The sequence below is a fragment of the Tenacibaculum litopenaei genome, assembly GCF_964514025.1.
GTDB lineage: Bacteria > Bacteroidota > Bacteroidia > Flavobacteriales > Flavobacteriaceae > Polaribacter > Polaribacter litopenaei.
In genome coordinates this window covers 52,662-75,683 of record NZ_CAZEQT010000003.1, presented here as the reverse complement: position 1 = coordinate 75,683, position 23,022 = coordinate 52,662, and the positions used below count along the sequence as shown (strand labels likewise).

Sequence of the window (23,022 nt, the reverse complement as noted above, 5' to 3'; positions counted from 1 at the left end):
GCAAGAAGGAGCAAGAAGGAGCAAGAAGGAGCAAAAAGGAGTAAAAAGGAGTAAAAAGGAGTAAAAAGGAGTAAAAAGGAGTAAAATAAAGGACAAAGAAAATAATGAGCGAAAAAAATAAAGGGCAAAGAAAAAAGGATGAAGAAAACTAAGGAGCGAAGAAAATAGGAGTCCAAATTAACTCCTAATGGGCCTAGAAGACACTATGAGCGTGCTAGGCACAATGAGCATGGAAAGCAAAATAAGCTTGGAAGACAAAGTCAGCATGGAAGGTTAAGTGAGTCTGGAAGGCAAAATACGCTTGAATGACAGAGTAGCATGGAAAGCAAAATAAGCTTGGAAAACAAAACATACTTGAATGACAGAGTAGCATGGAAAGTAAAATAAGCTTGGAAGACAAAACATACTTGAATGACACAGTAGCATGGAAAGCAAAATAAGCTTGGAAGCCAAAGTCAGCGCAGAGGGCAAAGTGAGTGTGGAAGACAAAACATAAAAGACACAATGCCATGAAAAGCGAAATATGTTTTCAAGACAAAATATACATGAAGGCCACTAAACAATAGGTTCTTCTCCTCGCACCCCATAAAAGGGATCCAAAATACGGTAGCGAGGAAAGCCCCCCCCTAAAAAGTGATTTCATAATAGGCCAGCTAGGCAATAACAGTAAAAAATGGTATTCCATAAACATGATAGTTAGAAAATAGCCCCCCAAAAAAGTGATCACTAAATACGACAGCTAAAAAATCAGAGTCCCAAAAAGGGACCCCTAAATACAACAGTTAGGAAACAACAGCAAACATGAGGATCCAAAATTATCTCAGTCAGTAGGTTGTATTGTAGTTAATGAGATAACTACAGTGATCATAAAAAAATACTGTTGTTAGGATATGGAAGTAATGCAATGCAATAACCACATTTCTATCCAAATTACGTTCATTAGTAAACTGGATTGAAGGTTCTATCCACAAAACAATAGTCCTTTATCAAATTATAAACAAGTCACAAAATAGTACGCACTAATTGTAAAATCCATGTAATGGCTACCTCTTCAATCATACTATTATACGTCACAATCTTTTTCTCTATGTCGAGGTAGCCTCTTGGATTCCAATATTTATTACAAATCCTTAAAAACAAAAAACCTAAAAAAACAGAAGCTAAACCAAATGTTTTAGCTTAAAACAATCATAACATTCCCCATGTAGCAAAACAGCTATCAACCCCAAAAGCAACAAAAAAGCCCTCGATATTTCGAGGGCCTTTGTATTTTTATACTAACTTTCAAATTATAATCCGAAAGCTTCTTTTACCTGATCAACATAATCTAACTTCTCCCAAGTAAACAACTCCACTTCCATGGTTTTTTGTTCACCATTTGGTTGTGTAAATGTTTTACTTACCACTTCATTAGTTCGTCCCATATGACCATAAGCAGCCGTTTCACTATACATTGGAGTACGTAACTTTAATCGCGACTCAATAGCATGAGGACGCATGTCAAAAATCTGACCTACCTTTTCAGCAATAGCACCATCATTAAGGGCTACTTTTGACGTTCCATACGTATCTACAAAAATTCCCATTGGCTCTACTACTCCAATAGCATAAGATACCTGTACCAATACCTCATCAGCAACACCTGCAGCAACTAAATTCTTTGCAATATGACGCGTGGCATAAGCAGCTGAACGATCTACCTTACTCGGATCTTTTCCTGAAAAAGCTCCACCTCCGTGCGCTCCTTTTCCACCATAAGTATCTACAATAATTTTTCGACCAGTTAACCCTGTATCTCCATGAGGTCCACCTATTACAAACTTTCCAGTTGGATTAATGTGGTACTTGATTTCATCGTTAAACAAAGCTTGAATTTCCGGACGTAACTTAGCAACTACTCTAGGAATTAAAATCGTTACGATATCCTCGCGAATCTTGGCTAACATCGCTTCGTCATCACCAAAATCATCGTGCTGAGTTGACACTACAATCGCCTCAATACGCTGCGGAACATTATCGTCTGAATACTCAATAGTAACCTGACTCTTTGCATCCGGACGCAAGTAAGTAATCGCATCGTTTTCTCTACGTAATACCGCAAGCTCCTTTAAAATTAAATGCGATAAATCTAAAGCCAAAGGCATGTAGTTTTCAGTCTCTTTGGTTGCATAACCAAACATCATTCCCTGATCACCTGCTCCCTGTTCCTCTTTTGAACTTCTATCAACACCACGGTTGATATCGTCTGACTGTTCGTGAATTGCCGAAAGCACTCCACATGAATTTCCGTCAAACATATATTCTCCTTTGGTATAACCAATTCTGTTAATTACGTCACGAGCAATCTTTTGAACGTCTAAGTACGTATTAGACTTCACTTCACCAGCCAACACCACCTGTCCAGTTGTAACTAACGTTTCACAAGCTACCTTTGACTCAGCGTCAAAAGCTAAAAAGTTATCGATAAGCGCATCTGAAATTTGATCCGCTACTTTATCTGGATGTCCTTCTGAAACACTTTCAGAGGTAAAAAAATATGGCATAATTTGCTTCTTTTTATTTATTATAATTAAAGAAACTTGGGCCGATTGCTGCCGAAAGAAGTACTAACTACTGCTTTAGCATTTTTTTATGAGGTTGCAATCAGAACAAATTTCTCCTCGAATTCAGAGGGCAAAAATAATGATAATTTTATACACTAGAAAAACCTTAACAAATAAAAACAATTGATATTGTGATAATAAAAACTAATTTTTATAAAACGGTATTGGGAAAATAATTGTGTACATTTGTACTATAAAACACTTAACGAGAATTAACCTCAATAAAATATAAGATATATGGCATTAGAAATTACAGATGCTACGTTTCAAGAAGTAGTATTAAACTCAGACAAACCTGTTTTAGTTGATTTTTGGGCAGCTTGGTGTGGACCTTGTAGAATGGTAGCTCCTATCGTTGATGAAATCAGCACTGAGTACGAAGGTAAAGCAGTAGTTGGTAAAGTTGACGTTGACAACAACCAAGAATTCGCTGCAAAATACGGTGTGCGTAACATCCCAACCGTATTGATCTTTAAAAACGGAGAAGTAGTAGACAAACAAGTTGGTGCTGCTCCTAAAAAAGCCTATACCGATAAAATTGATGCTGCGCTATAAGCAACTATTTTTTATAATATTCTGAAAAGGTTTGGCTACGGTCAAACCTTTTGCTATTTTTAACAACGAACCTTGACCTTTCTCGTATGCGAAATTTTCTCCTTATCTCCTTCATCGCAATGATGATGGCCTGCCAAAACCCGAAACCCAAACGGAAAAAAATAGAATCAGGAGTCTCTCATGAACTAGCAATTCTCAGAAAAAAACAGGTGTCCGATGTTTTGTATGAGTTGAGTTTTACCATTCCAGAAGACCGCACAGCGCCCATAGCTGCTACACTTGCCATTAGCTGTACTGTAAATAACTTAAACAGCGATCTCGTTTTAGATTTTAATGAAAAACCCTCTTTCCTTCACGCACTTGTCGTAAACAGTAGCCCCGTACCAATTGCTCATGAAAACCAACACATCATCATTCCTAAAGAGTCATTGGACCTCGGTGAAAACATGATCAATATCGGATTCAAAGCAGGTGAATTGTCATTGAACAGAAATCAAGAGTTCCTATATACATTACTAGTACCTGACAGAGCAAGTACCCTATTTCCTTGTTTTGACCAACCAGATATTAAGGCTCATTATCAGTTAAATGTTACCGCCCCCTTTGACTGGAAAGTACTCTGCGGAGCCAAGGAAGAATACACCATTATGGAAGGTAATAGCCTTGAACACAAGTTTACAAAAACAGATTTGATGAGTACCTACCTCTTCTCATTTGTCGCTGGAAAATTCCAAGAAACCACCTATAATCCCGGTGCTTTCCCCATGCGTTTTTTATACCGAGAAACCGATGAATCCAAAATAGCAGCAAGTACAAAAACTATCTTTGACACCCATCAACAAGCTCTTGATTTTTTAAGTACATATACCCAATACGAATTTCCATTTCAAAAAATGGATTTCGCCGCTATACCACCATTTCAATACGGTGGTATGGAACATACTGGAGCCATTCAATACCGAGAAAATCAATTGTTTTTAAACGCCGATGCCACGGAAACAAGAAAGTTGCGCAGAGCAAAATTAATAGCCCACGAAACCTCACATATGTGGTTCGGTAATCTGGTAACCATGCGCTGGTTTGACGATGTTTGGATGAAAGAAGTGTTCGCCAATTTTATGGCTGATAAAATTATGAACCCCGTATTTCCAAATACCAACCACGATTTGCATTTTATGATGTCGCACTATCCAAGTGCCTATGCAGAAGATCGCACCCAAGGAACACACCCCATAAGACAAAAATTAAAAAATTTGAAAAATGCCGGTTCCTTGTACGGGAGAATTATCTATAACAAAGCTCCCATAATGATGCGCCAATTAGAGCATTTTATTGGTGAAGCGCATTTTAAGAAAGGGATTCAACGCTACATGAAAACTTTCGCTAATGAAAATGCAGATTGGAATGACCTCATCCGAATTTTCGATGAAATAAGTCCGAAAAATGTATCACAATGGAGTGATGTATGGGTAAACTCAGCGAGCCGCCCCATACTCTCAGAAAATATTGAATATAAAGACGAGCACATAACATCTTTCCAGTTATTCCAGAAATCTGAAGATGGAGCCCCAAAATTATGGCCGCAACAGTTTTCTATCGGACTCGTTTACAAGGATAGCATCCATGAAATTCCCGTCAGTGTTCTGGCTAAAGAAACCAAAGTACAGGCCGCTATAGGACTACCGAAACCTCAAAATATCATTTATAATTATAACGGATTGGGCTATGGTGTGTTTCCTTTGAACACAAAGGCACCTAAATCGATAAAAGACGATACCGCAAGAGGATATGCCTATATCAACCTCTACGAAAATGCCCTCAACGGAAACATGGCCATCACGGAGGTACTGAAGTACTATATTGACGGACTGAAAATAGAGCGCAATGAGTTAATATTAAACTACATCACAGGCAGAATCAACCAATTGTATTGGTATTTTCTAACGCCAAAAGAACGTGAAACCTTTAACACACTCCCCACTACGGTCCAACAATTGATGGATGAAAAAAACCCGAAAAACATCCAAAAAACTCTGTATGACCTACTCGTGAACATCGGCCATACCGATAAAGGGAAGTCCGTATTATACAACATATGGAAGGGTGATTACACTCCTAAAAACCTGACCTTAACTACGCCGGACTATATGAATCTTGCCTGTAATTTGGCAATTTATGAACATCCAAAAGCAGAGGAGATATTACGAGCACAAAAAGAACGCATACACAATAAAGACAGAAAAGAACGATTCCAATGGCTCTTACCTTCTTTATCAAAAGATGAGAAGGAACGCGATAACTTCATGCTATCTTTCCAAGAGGCCAGTAACAGAGAAAAAGAGTCGTGGGTAGTGACGGCTTTAAATCATATTCACCACCCCTTACGCCAAAAATCGAGTATAAAGCACCTAGAATTGTGCTTGGACCTTTTAGAAGAAGTTCAACGTACGGGAGACATTTTCTTTCCGAAACGATGGTTAGCAAGCAGCATCGGTAATTACCGCTCAGAAGCAGCCCATCAAATAGTCGAGAAATTTATTGGATCGCACCCTGACCTCAATCCTAGTTTACGCAAAAAACTCCTTATGGTCAGTGATAATCTGCACCGCATACAAGCACATTAATACAAGTATCAACAAAAAGGTTTGGCTATTGCTAAACCTTTTTTTATTTTGGCTACTATGATTTCGTTAAACCATTCCGTATCCGCTGAAATTAAAAATCTAGACCTACTTGCCAAGCAAGTAGTAGAAGGGTTTATCACAGGGATGCACAAAAGTCCATTTCATGGATTTTCTGTAGAGTTTTCAGAGCACAAACTTTACAACAAAGGAGAAAGTACCCGCCATATCGACTGGAAGCTTTTTGCTAAAACAGAAAAACTATACACAAAAAAATACGAAGAAGAAACCAATTTACGCTGTCATATCATCATTGATAATTCTGCCTCCATGCACTATCCTCAGGTTAAGCAGCAACGCTTAGACAGCTTGAATAAAATAGGTTTTTCTGCTGTGGCTTCGGCCTGTTTAATGGAATTATTAAAAAGGCAACGAGATGCTGTTGGACTCAGTATTTACTCCGATTCGTACGAGTTTTACGCTCCCGAAAAAGGTAGTGAGCGACATAGGAAAATGTTACTTCATCAATTAGAAGGGCTACTCGCACAACCAACAACCTCTACCACCCATACTTATGAATACTTGCATGAAATTGCAGAAAACATACATCGACGTTCCTTGATATTTGTCTTTACGGATATGTTTCAAACAGAAAAAAGTGAAGAGGAATTATTCGATGCACTACGACATTTAAAACACAACAAACACGAAGTTATTTTGTTTCATACCTATGACGGTGCTACGGAAAAGGACTTCTCTTTTGACAATAACCAAAAAAAGTTTGTCGATGTAGAAACCGGTGAGGAAATAAATTTATACGCCGAAAATGTTCAGGAGCAATATCAAAACCTAATCAACGACTATTTCAACAAACTAAAAAACAAATGCTTACAATACAAAATTAGTTACATCCCTGTAGATATACGTCAAGGATACAACGAAATCTTAACCTCCTATCTCATAAGTAGACGGAAAATTTTATAATAAAATGCTTTTTTAATTAAAATAAAGTTATATATTTGCATCCGCTTAGCGCAACGGTCTGGTAGTTCAGCTGGTTAGAATACATGCCTGTCACGCATGGGGTCGCGGGTTCGAGTCCCGTCCAGACCGCTAAAGTTCACAAAGAAATTTCTAAACGATTTCTTTATTTTAAATTTTATGTAACGAAAGTTACATTTGCTAAATGCAACGGTCTGGTAGTTCAGCTGGTTAGAATACATGCCTGTCACGCATGGGGTCGCGGGTTCGAGTCCCGTCCAGACCGCAAAAAAGCTTCTCATTTTTGAGAAGCTTTTTTCATTTTATATGTTTTTTCAATCCTTTATTGTCGTGTAGTCGGTTTCGTGATTATTCCTTCTAAAGCCACCAATTCCTGATCAATTTTTAAGTAACTGTATACCTTATTAGTTTTTAAATCGAGTACCTGACTCACACCCAAACCGTCGGCTTCCACCCAGGCGATAAATACCCTATGAGTACCTATTTGCTGTAGCTTGTAGGTTTCCGTAGCCTCTTTCCCCTGTTCACTACCTTCCAAACATTTCCAATGCAGTTTAGTTTTTGACCTAAACGAAACGAGGTAAACATCTTCACCATAATTATACTTCAAGGTTTCTCCTACCAAAATTACCGGTTTTACCGTTTGCTCTTGTACTGATTTCGATTCCTTTCCCTCCTGCTTTGATACACAAGAACTCATTAGAACTCCAGCACATAAAAGCGTACTCATTATTTTTTTCATGGATGCTAACTATTAAATTCTTTGCAAAAGTAGTTTGCTGATCGAGGAAAAACATTGAACTAGTTCAACAATTGAAAAAGATAATCAGGAGCAGAAATCAACACTATCGTACTTGTTTGCTTTTAATCTTACTTAAAAACTCATGAGAAATTCCCAAATAGGATGCGAGCTGTACGTTGGTTAATCGCTTTGCAATATGGGGGTACTTGGTTATGTAATCCACATAGCGCTCTTCGGCTGTCTTTATCAAATTGGCTACCATCCGTTGCTGCAAAGCTGCATGCGATTTTTGGGTCATTATTCGAAATAGTTTTTCCATCTCCAAAAACTCCTCAAACAAAGCTGCTTTATCTTCCTTAGAAATCACGAGTAACTCACTATCCTCCAAAGCCTGTATATAGGTTGTAGCCGGTTTCTGGTATAAAAAACCATCAATATCACTCACCCACCAATCTGCAACAGCAAAGTACATGGTGCTCTCTTTTCCCGACTCATCCAGCACGTATTGCCTTACCAAGCCTTTGGTTATATACCCCTCGTAGTTCGGGATTTGACCAGCATGAACAAAGTGTTCTTTTTTTGCCAGTCTCTTCTCTTGAAACTTCGATACGATTTTACGCAAAACACGAGGCTCAAATTCTAAGTGACCCCGAAGGTGTTTTTCTAACATTTCTATTGACATCAAAGCAAGGTACAAAATTACGTCACTTATAACCAAGCTAGCCACAACTTACACACCTTAAAAGCCAAAAATCAATACAGGACACTCCTCATTATTCTAACTGAGAAAAAACTTCAAAGTAAACAAACTCACCCTCAGACAGATATAAACAAACAGAGATTTTTCTATAAAATTAGCCTAAAAATATTGCTTCAGAACCGAAAACATTCCTTATATTTGCAACCGCTAAACGCAACGGTCTGGTAGTTCAGCTGGTTAGAATACATGCCTGTCACGCATGGGGTCGCGGGTTCGAGTCCCGTCCAGACCGCGAAAAGCTTCTCATTTTTTGAGAAGCTTTTTTTTTATGCGTTCTCCCTCCGAAATTTACATCGTACTTGGCTGTTTTTACAAATCGCACTGCAACGAACAATTCACCTGGTATATTTGAGTATCCGAAACGTCCAGAGTCCTACTTAGGAATACGTTCACCGTGTCAAAATCACCGCTATGCAAGCATATAAGCCACTTCTCACTGCCCTACTTTTGTCAGTAAATTCCTTACTTGGAAACACCATTTCCAAGGACAGCATTACACTCCCTAAAAATCAATGGTTTAGTACACTTGAACTTTCTTCTAGTCATGTAACAAATAGCATTACCAACGGCAAACTAGATAAAATTTCAGGTTTCAACTACAGCGTTGAAGCCAGTACTAGTATCAATTACCGAATGAATGCTCACACTGCCATAGGGCTATTTATAAACTATCAAAAATTTCACAAACCTCCATATGCAGGCCTACATTTAGGAACTTCACTGCGATTTTATTTTGACTCAAAACAACTGGTCAACTATTATATCCAAGCCAGCTACCTTATAGGCACCAATCAACTGAACAGCAATTTTGGGCACTTCCGTACAGGGTTTCAAGCTCCCATATTTAGCTCCTATCCTTTTCAATATTATTTTACGCCCTACCTACATTACAGCCCATTGCAGTCCACGAGTTCCCCTACTCTTTTACATCAATTCTCGTTAGGATTAGGGGTCGGTATCATTTACTGAGTCATCCTCGTACTGTTACCGTGTTTTTTTAAGACTCTCAAGCAAAAAAGTGAGACTTTTTAAGTCATTTAGAATATATTTACCTAATCAAACTAACCGAGAATTACGCATTCTAAAAACATGAAAACCCTACTATGAGTTCCATTAGAGCGAATAAAGGCCAAACAACAACGGCCTTTTCAAAAGAAAAGAAATCACAACAAACAGCACAGCTGCAAAGTCAGCATTCCCAACATCAAAATCTTCAAGACTCTGAGAATGCCATTGCTACCAGCCCTCGCATGAACGCTGTACAACTCAAAGCACAGCAAATTGAGCAGGGTACTGTTCAGCGTCGAGAAAACAACACCGGACTTCCCGATCAGTTAAAATCTGGTATTGAACAATTATCAGGCCTGGATATGAGCGATACACGAGTACACTACAACTCGGCCAAACCCGCTCAATTACAAGCCCATGCCTATGCACAAGGTACGGATATACATTTGGCTCCTGGCCAGGAAAAGCACCTAGCTCACGAAGCTTGGCACGTGGTACAACAAAAACAAGGACGCGTAAAAGCGACCACGCAATTAAAAGGAAAAACGCCGATTAACGACGATGCTGGTCTAGAACGCGAAGCTGACATCATGGGCGCGAAAGCTTTACATATAACGGCGTCATCACAAACTACCGTTCAACAAAAAAGTATCGCAAACACAAACCAACCCGTACAGCGCTACAGCGTTGTTCAGGATAGTCATGGAAAAGTTTTTAATAAATCGGCCAACGGGCATTTCTTAGTGGGAATCGGTTACCCTAACCACGATTTATACGTCCAAAACGAAGACATGATTACGCAACTCAACGATCGTTTGGATGCCAGTTTGATAAAATTTGTCAACAAAGGGACCCACCAAATCACCATTAACAACGAAACCAAAGACTACGTAAAAGTATACCCAGGGCATAAAACCGCTGGTCCAAACCGCATTGATGAGGCTTCTTTAGGAACTGGAATCAAGGATACGCTCATTAACAACTTGGCTAAAAAACAATACAAAGACAATCTCAATGACGATCAAGAATACAAAGACTCTGAATTTAACGACCAATTTGACCTCATAAACAAGCGAGCTGAGTTTACCAACGACCCAGGCTCATCGATGAATATCTACAGTTTTAAACTGATGGCTGAATTTGTTCGAAAGTCCTTATCTCAGATGGGCTATACGCACGATGAAACGGATGTAATTCAAGACACGAAAAAAGCCTATATCAAAACCTATGCGGTTATCAATAGTTACTTGAAAGGTACGGGAAAAACCAAAAAAGACGTCAATACTTCTCTCGTGAGTTTCAAAAATGAAATTCCAATACTCTCTGTAGACCCTATGATTGAGAAAATCATGTATAAGACAGGAGAAATGCTGGACTTTTTGCCAAAAATCCCAGATACCTCAACCGATTTTTTAGTCAAAAAAGGACATTTAAATCATCAGTTTTCTCAAATGGACCAAGGAGAATTACTGCTACCCCGCGGATGTGATATTGTTGCTGGGACCACCATGGGGAAGGCTACAGATGAAAATACGCCTACTCCTTTTTCGATGCGTTTTATCATGAACAGCTCACAAGGAGATGACCACAAACACTTCTCTACCAAGATCTTTGGCGATGATACGGACTTTGTTACTATCGAAGGATTTGCAGCCTCTGGACTCAATATTTTTGACGATACATGGGAATTCTTCTTACATGGAAATCGCGAAACGGAGGTCGATTCCTTTAATGACTATACCATGGCACGTTATGACTTTTTCGATTTCAAAAAACCGTATATGGATACCTACAACAACCTAACGGAAGAACGCAGGAATGATCGATCGGGAGGAGATTATATGCAATTAGGGGTATTTAAAAAAATGGATGCCGATCCTGCCCAAAAAGCCGTAGACTTTTACAACGAACACATTGCCACAGGTGGAGGACAAAAAACGCTCAAAACCAAAGCCCGTAGAGATCTAGAAGAGTTAAACCGCTTAAAACCGCTCTTGTACAATGAAGCTAACAGGATTATCGAAGCAATTCCTGCTAGTTACAGAACGGTTACCGAAACTCCGTATACCGAGGTAAAAAACAGAATGAACACCGAGTTGATGGGGGTACTAAATAGTGGAAGAAATGCTACAATCCATAGTTTTCAGTTAGCACTTACTACCTTAGTTAAGGCTAAAATGGGCTATCATGAATTCCGATTGCTCGAATTGGCAGATTCTAAAAACTATTTAAAATACAGCATACAAGACAGTTCTTTGAGCTTTAATGCTAAAGCTGACGATGTGATTACTGGTTGTAATAACCGTATCAGTAAAAACAAACTCAGTTACGGACCTGCCACACTTATCAAAAACGAAGTTAACCAGCTTAAAAGAAAATTTCAAGAATTAGACCTGTATCTAGCCAATAATTTAACAGGGCTCAACCATATCGTATAAGCATTTTCATCACCTCCCTTCCTTTAGGGAGGTGTTTTTATTTTGGCCTTCTCCATACAAAAGTCCCCCTTGTTTTTCGCTTTTAGAAAAATCTACTTATCTTCAAAAAGTTAAAACCCCTCGTATACTACCCAGCGTACTACAAGCGTTTTAACATTATCAAACAATTATTTACGACAACAAAAACTACGCTAACATGAGTTCATTACGCGAATCCAAATCGCAGAAACCCACTGTTGCTCCCCCTTCAAAAAAGCAAGCGCAAACTGTGCAGCTTCAAAGCAACAACCAGTTTCACCAACGTCAACAAGACACTCAAGAATCTATTGATTCGAGCCCCAAAATGGGAGCTATGCAATTAAAGGCTCGCCAAATTCCAACGGCACCAATACAACGTCAGATAAACAATACTGGCTTACCCGATCAATTAAAATCTGGCATCGAACAATTATCAGGACTGGATATGAGTGATACTCGAGTACATTACAACTCGGCGAAACCTGCCCAGTTACAAGCTCATGCGTATGCTCAAGGTACTGACATCCACCTAGCTCCTGGGCAAGAAAAACACTTGGCTCACGAAGCTTGGCACGTGGTACAACAAAAGCAAGGCCGCGTCAAAGCAACCACTCAGCTCAAAGGAAAAACTCCTATCAATGATGATGCAGGCTTAGAAAGAGAAGCAGATGTAATGGGAGCCAAGGCGCTACAAATGAGAACCGATACTCATGCTCCCTTGCAACGTAAAAGTATCAGTTCAAATGCCCAACCTGTTCAGCGTTATAGCGTAGTTCAAGACGATGCCGGGACCGTTTATAATAAATCTAACAACGGGCATTTTTTAGTAGGACTTGGATACCCCAACCACGAGCTATACATTCGAGATACGGGTATGATTGATGCCTTAAATAACAATTTAGATGCCAGTTTACTGCGCTTTACCAATGCAGGAGCTCGATCTATTAGCTTTAACGATACCGCCGAGAGGTACTACAAGGTTATGCCTATTCACAAAACTCAAGGAGACAACGCAATTGACACGGATGCCTTAGATGTGGGTATACGAAACACCTTGGTAAACAATCTTGCAAAAAAACAATACAGAACGCAACTTGATGCGACAAACTCTTATAACAATGAAACCTTTGACGCAGATTTTGAAGCTCAATACGACAAGGAAGCCAAAACCCAAGAATTCACCACGAATACAGGACCGGCAGAAAATGTGTATGAATTTAAAATGAAAACGGAATTTATTCGCAAAAGCCTTTCGCAATTAGGATATACGGATAAAGGAGATGATACTATTGAACGTGTTAAAGGTGAATTCATCCTTGTCTATCAGGTGATCAATCGTTATTTTAAAGGTGGTGCTAACAAAACGGATGTGGCTCAGGCTTTACAACTATTTACCAACTCCTTTCCTTTTGTATCCGTAAACCCTCTGCTTATAAAAGTCATGGAAACCACTGGTGAAATGCAAAATTTCTTACAACATATTCCTGACACATCGAGCACCCACCTCGTAAACAAGGGACATTTAAACAGGCAATTAGCCCAACAAGGAAGAGGTGAGCTACTGCTTCCGAGAGGTTGTGACATTGTTGCGGGTACCACCATGGGAAAACCAACAGACATGGATACTCCCATGCCGTTTTCAATGCGCTTTTTCATGAATAGTCACTCGGATGATCACACCCATTTTTCAACCAAAATATTTGCCGATGACACCGACTTTGTAACCATAGAAGGTTTTGCCGCTTCGGGACTGAATGTATTTGATGATACTTGGGAATTTTTCTTACACGGTGACCGACTTGAAGAAGATGATGCCTTTTTCCAATATACCATGTCTCGATATGACTTTTTTGACTTCAAAGCCGACTTTATGCGTCGTTATAATGACGCCTCAGAGGCATAGAGAAAAAAATACGGAGGAGGAAGCACCATGTATTTAGGAGCGAGAAAAGAAATGATGGCAGACCCTGCAAGAAAAGCTATTTTCACCTATAACCAACATATTGACGCTGGTGGAGGTAGAGGAAATCTTCGTCTACAAAAAGAGATTGACGATGCTCGTTATAATGAACTTAAATCCAAACTATACTTTGAAGCAGAACGCATCTTTGAACGCATACCTTCAGGTATTAAAGGAGTTGAAGAAATGGGGTACTCAGCCTATGTTGATGAGCTCAAGTTGCAATTGTTCAATGAGCTCAATGCAGGACGCGAATTTGTGATTGCAAATTTCCAACGTATTTTTAGAAGTTTAATTGAAATGAAAGATGCTTACCTTAGAAGCGGATTCAATACCATCGCTCACGATTACAATTTCCTCAACGGAAGCATTCGACATACTTCAACATCTCCACATGCCATGGCACAAGATTTAAACAGAGCTTGTGACCAACACTTACGAGCAAATGCTGGAGACGGTAGACAAGTAAGATTGGCGAAAAAACGAATTCAAAAACTAGAAGATAAAAGTACAGAATACCACATGTACTTTGCGAACAATATCCTCGGTTTGGATACCATACATTAACAATAAAAGGATCGTGAAAAACACGATCCTTTTTACTTTTAAGAAGCTTTTACAGGCGTTTCTTTCTTTGTTAAGCGGTTATAAGCTTCCACAAAGCCTTTGATGATTTTATAAATAGCTCGAATACACATTAAAATAGCATAGATGCTAATACCGTGCTTCCAATGAATTTCGATATGAAGCACATCTTGCTTGTACAATTCTTCAAATCCTATGACTATTAATCCTATTGATATCAGTAAATTCACATAGTGATTTTCTGTTATCTTGGATATGATTCCCATCACTTTCTTCATATACAATAATTATAAAAGGGTTCTGTAGTTGTTAGTTTTTAATGGTCTAAATATACTTAAGAAATATCGACATCTTCTTCTCCTGCATTGCTAAAAGAAATCGAACCAGCCCAAAGACAATCACAAGTACTACCATCGTCAAGGGCATTCATTCCGTTTATCAATACATCTTCTATTCCCGGTGACCAGGGTGAAACGGTTGCCGGCACACAAGGTGCCGGAGTTTTTACTCCACTAGCTGCTGCCGTTGCCGCAATCACGGCCGGATTCGTTTCTGAAGAACACTCTCCAAACGACATAATATTTAACAACGGAATAAAATCGTTGACTGTTGCCGCTGGCATCTTATCGGTGTTTACTTCATTAATGGGTAATATGGTTAAACTAGAAGTCGCCGTTCCGTACGAACAAGAAATGCTCGCTCCGCTACAAGTTAAATTCGCCATGTGTATAATTTATAGTTAGTTAAACGTTTTATTTGACTTTTGGTATTCCCGCTTTATTCCTGTCATAATGTGTTTATGACTAATTCGCTTTGCGCCACTTTCCGCTGCCTTAATAGCACAGTACCTGACGACATTGATCATCTCTCCTCCCGATAGCTCATATTTTTGTGCAATACTGTCCAATACCGCTATTCCTTCTTCTATTTCAAACACCTCACCAATCATTTTCTGCCACAAGAGCTTTCGCTCTCTGTATCGCGGTTTACTAAAATTGATCGTATTTTGAAAGCGACGTAAAAAAGCCTCGTCAATATTTGTCTGTAAATTGGTGGCTAAAACCACCAAACCATCAAAACTCTCAATGCGCTGCAGTAAGTATGCCACTTCCTGATTGGCATGTCGATCGTTCGACGAACTCGTATCCGTACGCTTACTAAACAAGGCATCAGCTTCGTCAAAAAATAAAATCCATCCTTTCGAAGCTGCCGTGTCAAACAACTGTCCGAGGTTCTTTTCAGTTTCACCGATATACTTCGAAACTATCGCTGATAAATCTACGCGAAATACCGGTGCCTCGATAGACTTTCCCAACAAAGAGGCCGCTAAAGTCTTTCCTGTCCCTGGTGGACCGTAAAACAACACGCGATATCCTGGCTTTAATGTTTTGTCGAGTTTCCATTCGTTTAAAATGAGCGCACTGTGCTGCAACCAGGCCTTTACTTCCTGCAATTGACTTTTGATACTCGACTCCAAAATTAAATCATCCCACTCCAATTTGGTACTGATCTCTTCTGCCGGAAATTTGGAATTGTATTTCGGTATGTACTTTTTATTCGTAATAATCATACTGAGGTACTCTTCTGACAAACGCAAAGGTTCTTTCAACTCAACAGGGAACTTATGAGCATCCAGCACACCTTCTTTGTACAGTAAACTAGTATCGTAAATCACGCGCATAAAGTTCATTCTAATAAGTACATCATCCGCTCCTCCTAGCAAAAAACAAACGGTTTCTAGGGTAGGAATAAAACCGTGATGATTGGCATCTTTTACTCCACCAAACTCCGAAAACTCCGCATCAATAGTTTTGTTTTTAAGCAAAAACAAATCCAAACTTTGGGGTTTTATATAACGTGCCATGGTCATCACCAATATCAAGCGCTCCTCAAATCTGACACCGTATTTTCGCACTATGGCGGCATAGCCCGAAGTATCCTCTTCAGGTACTTCCGGAACTTCCAATTCTTGTACAGCTTTAAAGGGACTTTCATTTTTAAAATACAATGCTATTCCGACATCGATTACCGACTCTAACCAGGCAATATCTAAAGCCAAGGTCAGCGGTTTCACCATTACGTTCTCCATAATACTTCTATATATTTTTCCATCCAATTCAATCGCAATTGACCTATGGTCCATGGAATTTGATCTATCAACATATCAAACGACTTTTTTTCAACCGTTAATACAAACTTTTTTTCTTCCTCAACTAGGCTTCCCTCTCTTGCTAAAAAGGACACCCTCAAACCTTCTACCGAAGTATTTCCTATGATACTCCAATGGCTAATAATAGCTTGCAACATCCCATCAATTAAGGTTTTTTCATCCACAGTCAACATTACTTCTGGCCCCAAAGGTTCCTGAAGTGGCACCCCGCAAACGAGTTTATTGAGTAGCAACTCCTGCTCTTCGGGGCTGTTTGTTCCGTGTACCGCATATTGCAATGCATACATCCCTTTTTGTTGGGACTGGTAATCTTTAAAAACCCTGTTTTCCAGTAAGCCCATTCGCTCGAATAACATGGGTATATAAGGTCCTAATAACACCATCCCTGCGTTTTCGACAAATACTGTCCCCTCTATGGTTTCCTTTTCTATTACTACTGGGACTGCTTCCGTAGTTCGCTCAAACAACTCCTGATGTTTTTTCTTCACGTTATTAACAATTTGCTTTGACAAACGCTTTAAAAAATCGTACTTATCAACAAATTTCTCAGAAACCTCCAATAAACGCCCCATGCGTTCTCGCGGTAATTCTTCCATACTCGACTGTAGCAACAAAGCCCAATCAGCTACCTGCCAGGTCGAGCTGTGTCCCAGCTTTAACTTCTGTAATACTAAGGTTACAAAGCGCATCCACAGACTTTGGTAGTGACTTGAAGATAGCTCTTTCTGAAACACTCTAAACAACTCATAAACATAGCCCAACTCTTTTTTACTCCGATCATCAACGAGTATTAACAACAAAGAATGTTGCGCTGTCACCTCAAGCTTGTTGATGGCAAATGCTCGAAACTCCTTATGCCTTATCAATACTTCAAAATCTTTTTTCCGCTCCGATTTCCATTGAATTAAACGTTCCAAAGACTGTTGAGAACGCTGCGGATTGTTAACAACTCCCCACCCTCCTTCACTTGTTAACAACGTTATTAACAACTGTTGATAACCTTCATTTCCATCCTGAAAAGCACTCTCTCTCGCATTCAAAAATAACCCAAACTCACTACTAGACAACAAGTTAGACAACATCCCGTGCTGTTGAACAACCCAACTCACATATAAGTGACTCAGCTTCAAAACACTCATTCCTTGGACATTAGACACAGTTATTAACAATTCATCCACCAAAGTTGCTATTGACACCTGTGAATTTTTAGCCAACCTGCTTAACAGCTTTATTTTCAACTCAAACAACAGTGTGGATGTTACGGGAACCAGCCCAGCTAACTCTCGTAACACAAACTCCTGAATACTGAGAAACAACTCCGATATAAGCGTTGAGTTCATCGGTGTTATTTCGGACAAAAACAACTGGAATAGTTGCGAGGTCATATGCTCGATCCATTGTTTTTGGAACTTTGATTTTTTAAATAACTTTACAAACTGTTTTGGTTGTTCTTGCAACATTGCCGTCATACAAATTTGCAAGGCTTCTCGAGTCTTTGCTTTTGCCCACCAAGGAAGTCCTCCTTTCTCAGAAAAAAACACCAACATATCCCAAGCGTAATTCAAGGGCTTGGCAACTTGATTTTTTAACTTTTCTTCATGAGCTATCACACGTTCTATCAAGGCTATTACCGATGTACTAGCCTGTTTTAAAAAGGCTTCTTGATTTAACAAAACCCGAATCGACTGCAAGCGTACCCCGTGCTGTTGATAAAAGCTGAGAATCACATTTCGAAGGTGACGGTACAAATGAACCTCAGATCTTTGATAAAAACTCTGTTCAATTTCACGGTGTAATTTCAAAAAGGCTTCCTGTGGAATTAGGTGCAACATAACATTGGTACTTTTATCTTGTACCAACTTTCCCTTAGATTCATACTTTGTTGGGTAGTGGGCTATTAAACGCTCCAATACCGTTTTCATAACCGGCGTTATCTCCAAGGAACGCAATAGGCGCTTTACCTCTTGTAAAACTGCTGCCACTTCCGCCCCTTTCTTTTCCAGCTCGTGCAAACGTTCCAGACTCCAATGCAGTAATAAGCGTTCGGTGCTTCCTCCCGATTTTCGTGACGCTTCTATAAATGCACATACAAACTTCAAACTTGAGGTAGTATATTGCTGTGCTAACAGCTGCTCATAGAATGTAAACTGACTCACATTGTGTTTGGCTTTGTAATACGCATACAACTGCTCCGACAGCTCCAATACAACTGGCCTATATACGGTTTTTTGAACGTGTTGTTCAAATCCCTTTTGCTTGCGAAGTAATTTTATAAAATCAGGTAACCACCTGTGAACACTCGTGGTATTTTTTTGTTCGTAAAACTCCAAAATCGTCACGAAATCTTCATCAATTCGAAAATCCTGTACCAATTCCCATAAGAACGCAGCGAGCAAGGGTTGTTTGGATTGCTGTTCTTTAGCAAATACAGCCCAACTCATTCGCTCAAGTTGTTCTTCTACCACAAGTAGCGTTTTAGACAGCAAAGAAAGTTGCTGTGAATACTGTTGTAATTCTTCAAAAAACTGAAACAATCGCTGTACTTGCTGCTCTTGAAGCACCCTTGCTATTTTTCGTAATAATTGTCTGGAAATGCGCTGCAATACCAAGGTTATATGATCGCTATCCTCTTGAAGAAATTTATAAAACACGGTCTTAAAAGCCCGCGGATCTTTGTGTACTAATTCAGAAACCTGGGTCCAAAAAGTCGCTTCCGAAAGGCTACTACTGCTGGGCAAGGACTGGTACTGTAAATAATACCCTATTGTTTTAACCAAACTTTTAGCACTCGTCGTCGTCGATATGGTTGTTTTCTGTAATTCTTCTTCCAACTGGAAAACCAGCTTCCCGAAGTTTGGGATGTTTGTTTGTTGAGATTTACGAACTCCAGCCGCTAAACTCTGCAATAAACTCGCATAACTCAAATTGTACTTCGCTGCAACTTCCTTAATTAAGTATTGCAAAAAGTTCTTCTGATTGGCATAACCAGAAACCTCCGTAAAAATATAGGCCAACACGATATCCCAGGTAGCTTGGCGAAAATATCCCGGGTTGGTTTCCACCAGTCGATATTCCTGTTGGTATCCTATAATATCTCTTCTCGATTGGTTGATAAAGCTAGCCTCTTCGCTTTTCACTGCGGTGACAATTTCTTCTAGAGATTCATCTTGCAACTGCGATATCAAACGCTTTCGAATACGTTCTTTCTTTCCTTCTACTTTCAGCACCTCTATCAAAGTTTCAGCATCATCTCGAAGGGCATCTTTTAATAAACTCACCGGGTTGGTAGCCGAAGGCACATCCCATTGCAGATACCCATTTTTCAGAAAAAAGATAAAGCGGTCTACTTGTGTTTTGTGTATAGGCTGTCGAGTACCTCTGAGCAGTGTGTTTTCAAAGACATTTGATTTGAAAAAGCTCGCCAGAGCCTCTTCTAACTTATACGTTAACTCACGTTCAAAATTCACCGCTGAAATACTGCCTAAATCGAGTTCTATTTCATTGTATACATCTAAAAATTTTGGAGAGTGATACTTATCCAACACGCGTTGTATCACGTGCTGAATGCTGTGTTCTTGTAGCTGGCTGACACGCGACTGATACGCATGTCCTTCAGCTGCATCTCCTATTTCGAGCTCAAACCGCTGTCGTCGGATAATATGTATCGCTTCTTCCTCCATCAGCTTTAAGCAAACATTTGTAACATTTTAATCAATTCGAACGCATAAAAATTCCTTGCCTCTATAACCGAGGGATCTTCGCTTTGTAGTTGAAACAAATCGGACCATTGAAAATACAGTTCTTCAAAAGCCTGCAGGCGTTCAAAGGTCAACCAATGAAATTCTGATACGATATGGATGGGTAAACTTTCGTACACCGTGTGTTCAAAAACCTTGCGGAAATTATCATTTTGAAAACGAACAGGCCAAGCTGGAAGTACCCAACTCATGGTAAACGAAAAAAAAGTTTCATCAACTTTTTCGTCCCCGTAATACACATAACAAGTCGTGAGTTCTTCAACCGTTTCGACAGTTGTACTCTTTAGCACCCTAGCGAGTCCTCCAATGGCTTCTTCTAAGGCCGGAACTGATGGGTATACATTTTCTGAAATGGCCAACTCCTCTCCTCCTTCGTCTAATACCAAACAAGCATAACCGCCCTCTCGTTTCAGACCTTCAAACTGAACGGTTCCCTCTTGAATTCCGTGTAATAATTTTGAAATTTGCTCATCTCTCGTAGCGAAATTCATTTTTTTATACTGGTTCAAGACCAGGTCAAAACTGGCAACGATTTTCGAAAAATCGATGCAAAAGCCAAAGGTTTCCGCTTTAAAATCTGGCAATAGCCAAAGGTGCTCGACTATCCAAAACCCTTCAGACCTCTTATTTAATTCCAGCAAATATGCTACCGCCTGATGCACGGCAGATACTGCTGCCTCTTTGCTCGTGGCGATGTGCACAACATGATAGGCTCCTACCCGGCTTCTATGCAATACCAAATAGGCACCTTCTTTGTGAGGATGGGGTTGAATACTGTAATTTTCAACATTGATACCCTCCTTGAGTACTGTACTTAACACCCCTTCATCACCTCCCACAAAATGCATCCCTTCTCGCAATTCGCGCTGTAATTCTACATGTGTAAACTGTACAGAAACCTCATCAATTTCGACCTGACCTAATGGAGTATCGATGGTTATTTCTGAAATTTTTAAAGCCAATTCTTCTGTAGGGGCATGCAGGTGGATCCCTGCGTCCATAACCGTTTTGGTAAACGACTTAATTTCGAGGGACTCAATGCCCGTTGCTATCGCTATTTTTTTAAACACCCCTGCTAAGCACCGCTGTTCCTGATCGCCCAATGCTGTTTTTATAGCAGTATAATCAAACGATTTAGCACGCTGATAACTCAGCGTTCCGTACTCGGCAACAAGTTGTCTTTTCGATTTGAGTATTTGGTTTTTGTACGTCTCTTCAGGTATTAACCCAAGGTAGCTAGCCTTGTTAATTTTTTCCAGTGCATATCCCTGAAATACCTCACTGTACCTCGCTAATAACTGGTCGGCAATGGCGTGCAAACGCGACGAGGCATGTCTGTCAAAATAACGCATCAATTCATGCGTAACCACCGACCAATACCGCTCTAATTCCTCCAACTCCATATCGGTAGTTTGAGGCATTAACAATTCGGTCAGTTCAGCAACATCTGGAAGTGTATTGGTAAAATACGTTTGTTTATCCTCAGTGCGAACATCGTACAAAGTGTAGAGTTTATTCAATTGTGCTAAAAAGTTCACCAACAACTGATCAAAGGGCAATAGGTATGCCTTTAACTGTTGTACTTGCGCTTGCCGCAGAGGACTCGCGCCTTGGCTAATTCCGTGATCTCCTACTCCGTACAATTCTGGTAACTGCTTTCGTATCGGAAAATACTCCTCGATATCCAAGGCGCTTCCGGTAGGGATATCAATCGTATTATCGGCGTGAGAAGCCGCTTTAAATTTGCTAGCATCCAACGCCTGAATAAAGGACAATTGCTTTTTAGTTTGAACTAAATCGGGGTAAAACACCACTCCTGAATTCTCAAAGACTAACTGTTCATTCGTTTTCGGAAACAATACCCGAGCCGTCATGTTTTTGGGTATGCGCAGACTCTCGCGGATTACGTGCTGTTTCTTAGCCACGGGATCTAAAAAGCTCAGGCTAAAATCACTGATATTGACCACTCCACGAATTCGAGAAATGAGCTTGATGATTTCTGGAATGTTGATATAATTTTTAGGATCTTTTAAACTGACGTCTTCAATAAAACCATTATTTAAGGACGGTCCGTTAAAAATGGTATTGACAGCATGGCCTTGCTCTTGCATTTGACCTAAGGAGCGATAGGTAACTTCGGGTGCTAGATAATCGTTTATTTTATGGATAATACTCGCCAGCACTTCCTCTCCCTCAACTAAATCAGACAAGGTAATATGAAAATCCATGACTAAAGATAAAGGTTTATACACCTCAATCGCGTATAGGTCTTCACAGAGATTTCTATTTGCCTGATACAATGATCGCATTTGCTGTTTGATCTCCTCATTTTCACGCTGCTCATTTTTCCGATTGGCGTGGTATTCATACTTTTCCACATAAACGTGGAGTAAGCCCTTAATATTGGCGAGTTCCTTTTCGTAACTATCAACGGGATAAATCCAAACATTTTTAATATTCGGAATTTCATCGATCCAAAGCTTGCGATAATCTTCAAAGGTTACGGGGCTGGTGGTCAAGATATCCGCTGCTTCAAACAGGCCATTATCACCTGATGCTAGCGCTGCTCCCTTAGAAGAATGCAAAATATCTTCAATGGGCAATGCTATTTTATAAGCCACCTCAGTCATTGCATATGCAATGTTTTCAAGGAGCGTTACTCCGGGATCGTGCTCGTTGTAATCTGTCCAAGTCGCACCACTGAGTTTTTGCAATAACTCCAAGGCCTCTTGGTGCAGATTTTCGTACAGACTAGTACCCGGTTTCTTTTTAGCTATATATCCTTTCGTGCTTCTATTCATT

The 23,022-nt window shown here is 39.8% G+C and carries 15 protein-coding genes and 3 tRNA genes; 10 read left to right on the top strand and 8 right to left on the bottom strand.

All coding sequences use genetic code 11. The features are described from left to right. Positions 1 to 1,289: 1,289 nt before the first annotated feature. Entirely contained in the window at positions 1,290 to 2,543 is a 1,254-nt protein-coding gene (gene metK / locus ACKTS5_RS04915; RefSeq protein ID WP_408042729.1) for a methionine adenosyltransferase, read from the bottom strand. Between the two features lie 297 nt (positions 2,544 to 2,840). Here metK and trxA point away from each other — a divergent pair, with 297 nt between their 5' ends. The 5 genes from trxA (at position 2,841) to ACKTS5_RS04890 (ending at position 7,046) form a co-directional block, all read left to right on the top strand. Further along, positions 2,841 to 3,158 (top strand): thioredoxin, encoded by a 318-nt coding sequence (trxA, locus tag ACKTS5_RS04910; protein ID WP_408042728.1) that lies wholly within the window; start codon positions 2,841 to 2,843, stop codon positions 3,156 to 3,158. An 86-nt stretch (positions 3,159 to 3,244) separates the two neighbouring features. Next, positions 3,245 to 5,782: a M1 family aminopeptidase gene (locus ACKTS5_RS04905; protein WP_408042727.1), complete on the top strand. Its 2,538-nt coding sequence runs from the start codon at positions 3,245 to 3,247 to the stop codon at positions 5,780 to 5,782. A gap of 57 nt (positions 5,783 to 5,839) precedes the next feature. Then, entirely contained in the window at positions 5,840 to 6,763 is a 924-nt protein-coding gene (locus ACKTS5_RS04900; RefSeq protein ID WP_408043123.1) for a DUF58 domain-containing protein, read from the top strand. 55 nt (positions 6,764 to 6,818) lie between these two features. After that, a tRNA-Asp gene (locus ACKTS5_RS04895) sits at positions 6,819 to 6,892 on the top strand. An 80-nt stretch (positions 6,893 to 6,972) separates the two neighbouring features. After that, positions 6,973 to 7,046, top strand: a tRNA-Asp gene (locus ACKTS5_RS04890). A gap of 57 nt (positions 7,047 to 7,103) precedes the next feature. Here ACKTS5_RS04890 and ACKTS5_RS04885 read toward each other — a convergent pair. After that, a complete protein-coding gene (locus ACKTS5_RS04885; protein WP_408042726.1) occupies positions 7,104 to 7,523 on the bottom strand; it encodes a MoaF-related domain-containing protein in 420 nt (139 codons plus the stop codon). Between the two features lie 103 nt (positions 7,524 to 7,626). Continuing rightward, complete coding sequence (locus tag ACKTS5_RS04880; RefSeq protein WP_408042725.1) at positions 7,627 to 8,205, bottom strand: Crp/Fnr family transcriptional regulator; 579 nt, start codon at positions 8,203 to 8,205, stop codon at positions 7,627 to 7,629. A 236-nt stretch (positions 8,206 to 8,441) separates the two neighbouring features. Here ACKTS5_RS04880 and ACKTS5_RS04875 point away from each other — a divergent pair. From ACKTS5_RS04875 to ACKTS5_RS04855, 5 genes are all read left to right on the top strand, one after another. Beyond that, positions 8,442 to 8,515 (top strand) — tRNA-Asp (locus tag ACKTS5_RS04875). A 179-nt stretch (positions 8,516 to 8,694) separates the two neighbouring features. After that, positions 8,695 to 9,252: a hypothetical protein gene (locus ACKTS5_RS04870; protein WP_408042724.1), complete on the top strand. Its 558-nt coding sequence runs from the start codon at positions 8,695 to 8,697 to the stop codon at positions 9,250 to 9,252. Positions 9,253 to 9,386: 134 nt separating this feature from the next. Continuing rightward, a complete protein-coding gene (locus tag ACKTS5_RS04865) occupies positions 9,387 to 11,729 on the top strand; it encodes an eCIS core domain-containing protein (protein ID WP_408042723.1) in 2,343 nt (780 codons plus the stop codon). A 196-nt stretch (positions 11,730 to 11,925) separates the two neighbouring features. Continuing rightward, positions 11,926 to 13,650: an eCIS core domain-containing protein gene (locus ACKTS5_RS04860; RefSeq protein ID WP_408042722.1), complete on the top strand. Its 1,725-nt coding sequence runs from the start codon at positions 11,926 to 11,928 to the stop codon at positions 13,648 to 13,650. 27 nt (positions 13,651 to 13,677) lie between these two features. Further along, positions 13,678 to 14,274 carry a hypothetical protein gene (locus tag ACKTS5_RS04855; protein WP_408042721.1) on the top strand — a complete coding sequence of 199 codons (597 nt, stop codon included), beginning with the start codon at positions 13,678 to 13,680 and terminating at the stop codon, positions 14,272 to 14,274. A gap of 38 nt (positions 14,275 to 14,312) precedes the next feature. Here the strand turns inward: ACKTS5_RS04855 and ACKTS5_RS04850 are convergent, their stop codons facing one another. Genes ACKTS5_RS04850 through ACKTS5_RS04830 form a run of 5 tightly spaced genes read right to left on the bottom strand, consistent with a single transcriptional unit; the run spans position 14,313 to position 23,021 of the window. Beyond that, positions 14,313 to 14,570, bottom strand: coding sequence for a hypothetical protein (locus ACKTS5_RS04850; RefSeq protein ID WP_408042720.1), 258 nt, complete (start codon positions 14,568 to 14,570; stop codon positions 14,313 to 14,315). A 56-nt stretch (positions 14,571 to 14,626) separates the two neighbouring features. Then, complete coding sequence (locus ACKTS5_RS04845) at positions 14,627 to 15,016, bottom strand: DUF4280 domain-containing protein (protein ID WP_408042719.1); 390 nt, start codon at positions 15,014 to 15,016, stop codon at positions 14,627 to 14,629. 15 nt (positions 15,017 to 15,031) lie between these two features. Then, positions 15,032 to 16,381, bottom strand: a complete 1,350-nt coding sequence (locus ACKTS5_RS04840) for an ATP-binding protein (protein ID WP_408042718.1) — start codon at positions 16,379 to 16,381, stop codon at positions 15,032 to 15,034. Further along, a complete protein-coding gene (locus ACKTS5_RS04835) occupies positions 16,369 to 20,142 on the bottom strand; it encodes a contractile injection system tape measure protein (protein ID WP_408042717.1) in 3,774 nt (1,257 codons plus the stop codon). The genes ACKTS5_RS04840 and ACKTS5_RS04835 overlap by 13 nt, the downstream gene beginning before the upstream one ends. 5 nt (positions 20,143 to 20,147) lie before the next feature. Continuing rightward, positions 20,148 to 23,021 carry a hypothetical protein gene (locus ACKTS5_RS04830; protein ID WP_408042716.1) on the bottom strand — a complete coding sequence of 958 codons (2,874 nt, stop codon included), beginning with the start codon at positions 23,019 to 23,021 and terminating at the stop codon, positions 20,148 to 20,150. Between the last annotated feature and the right edge of the window lies 1 nt (position 23,022).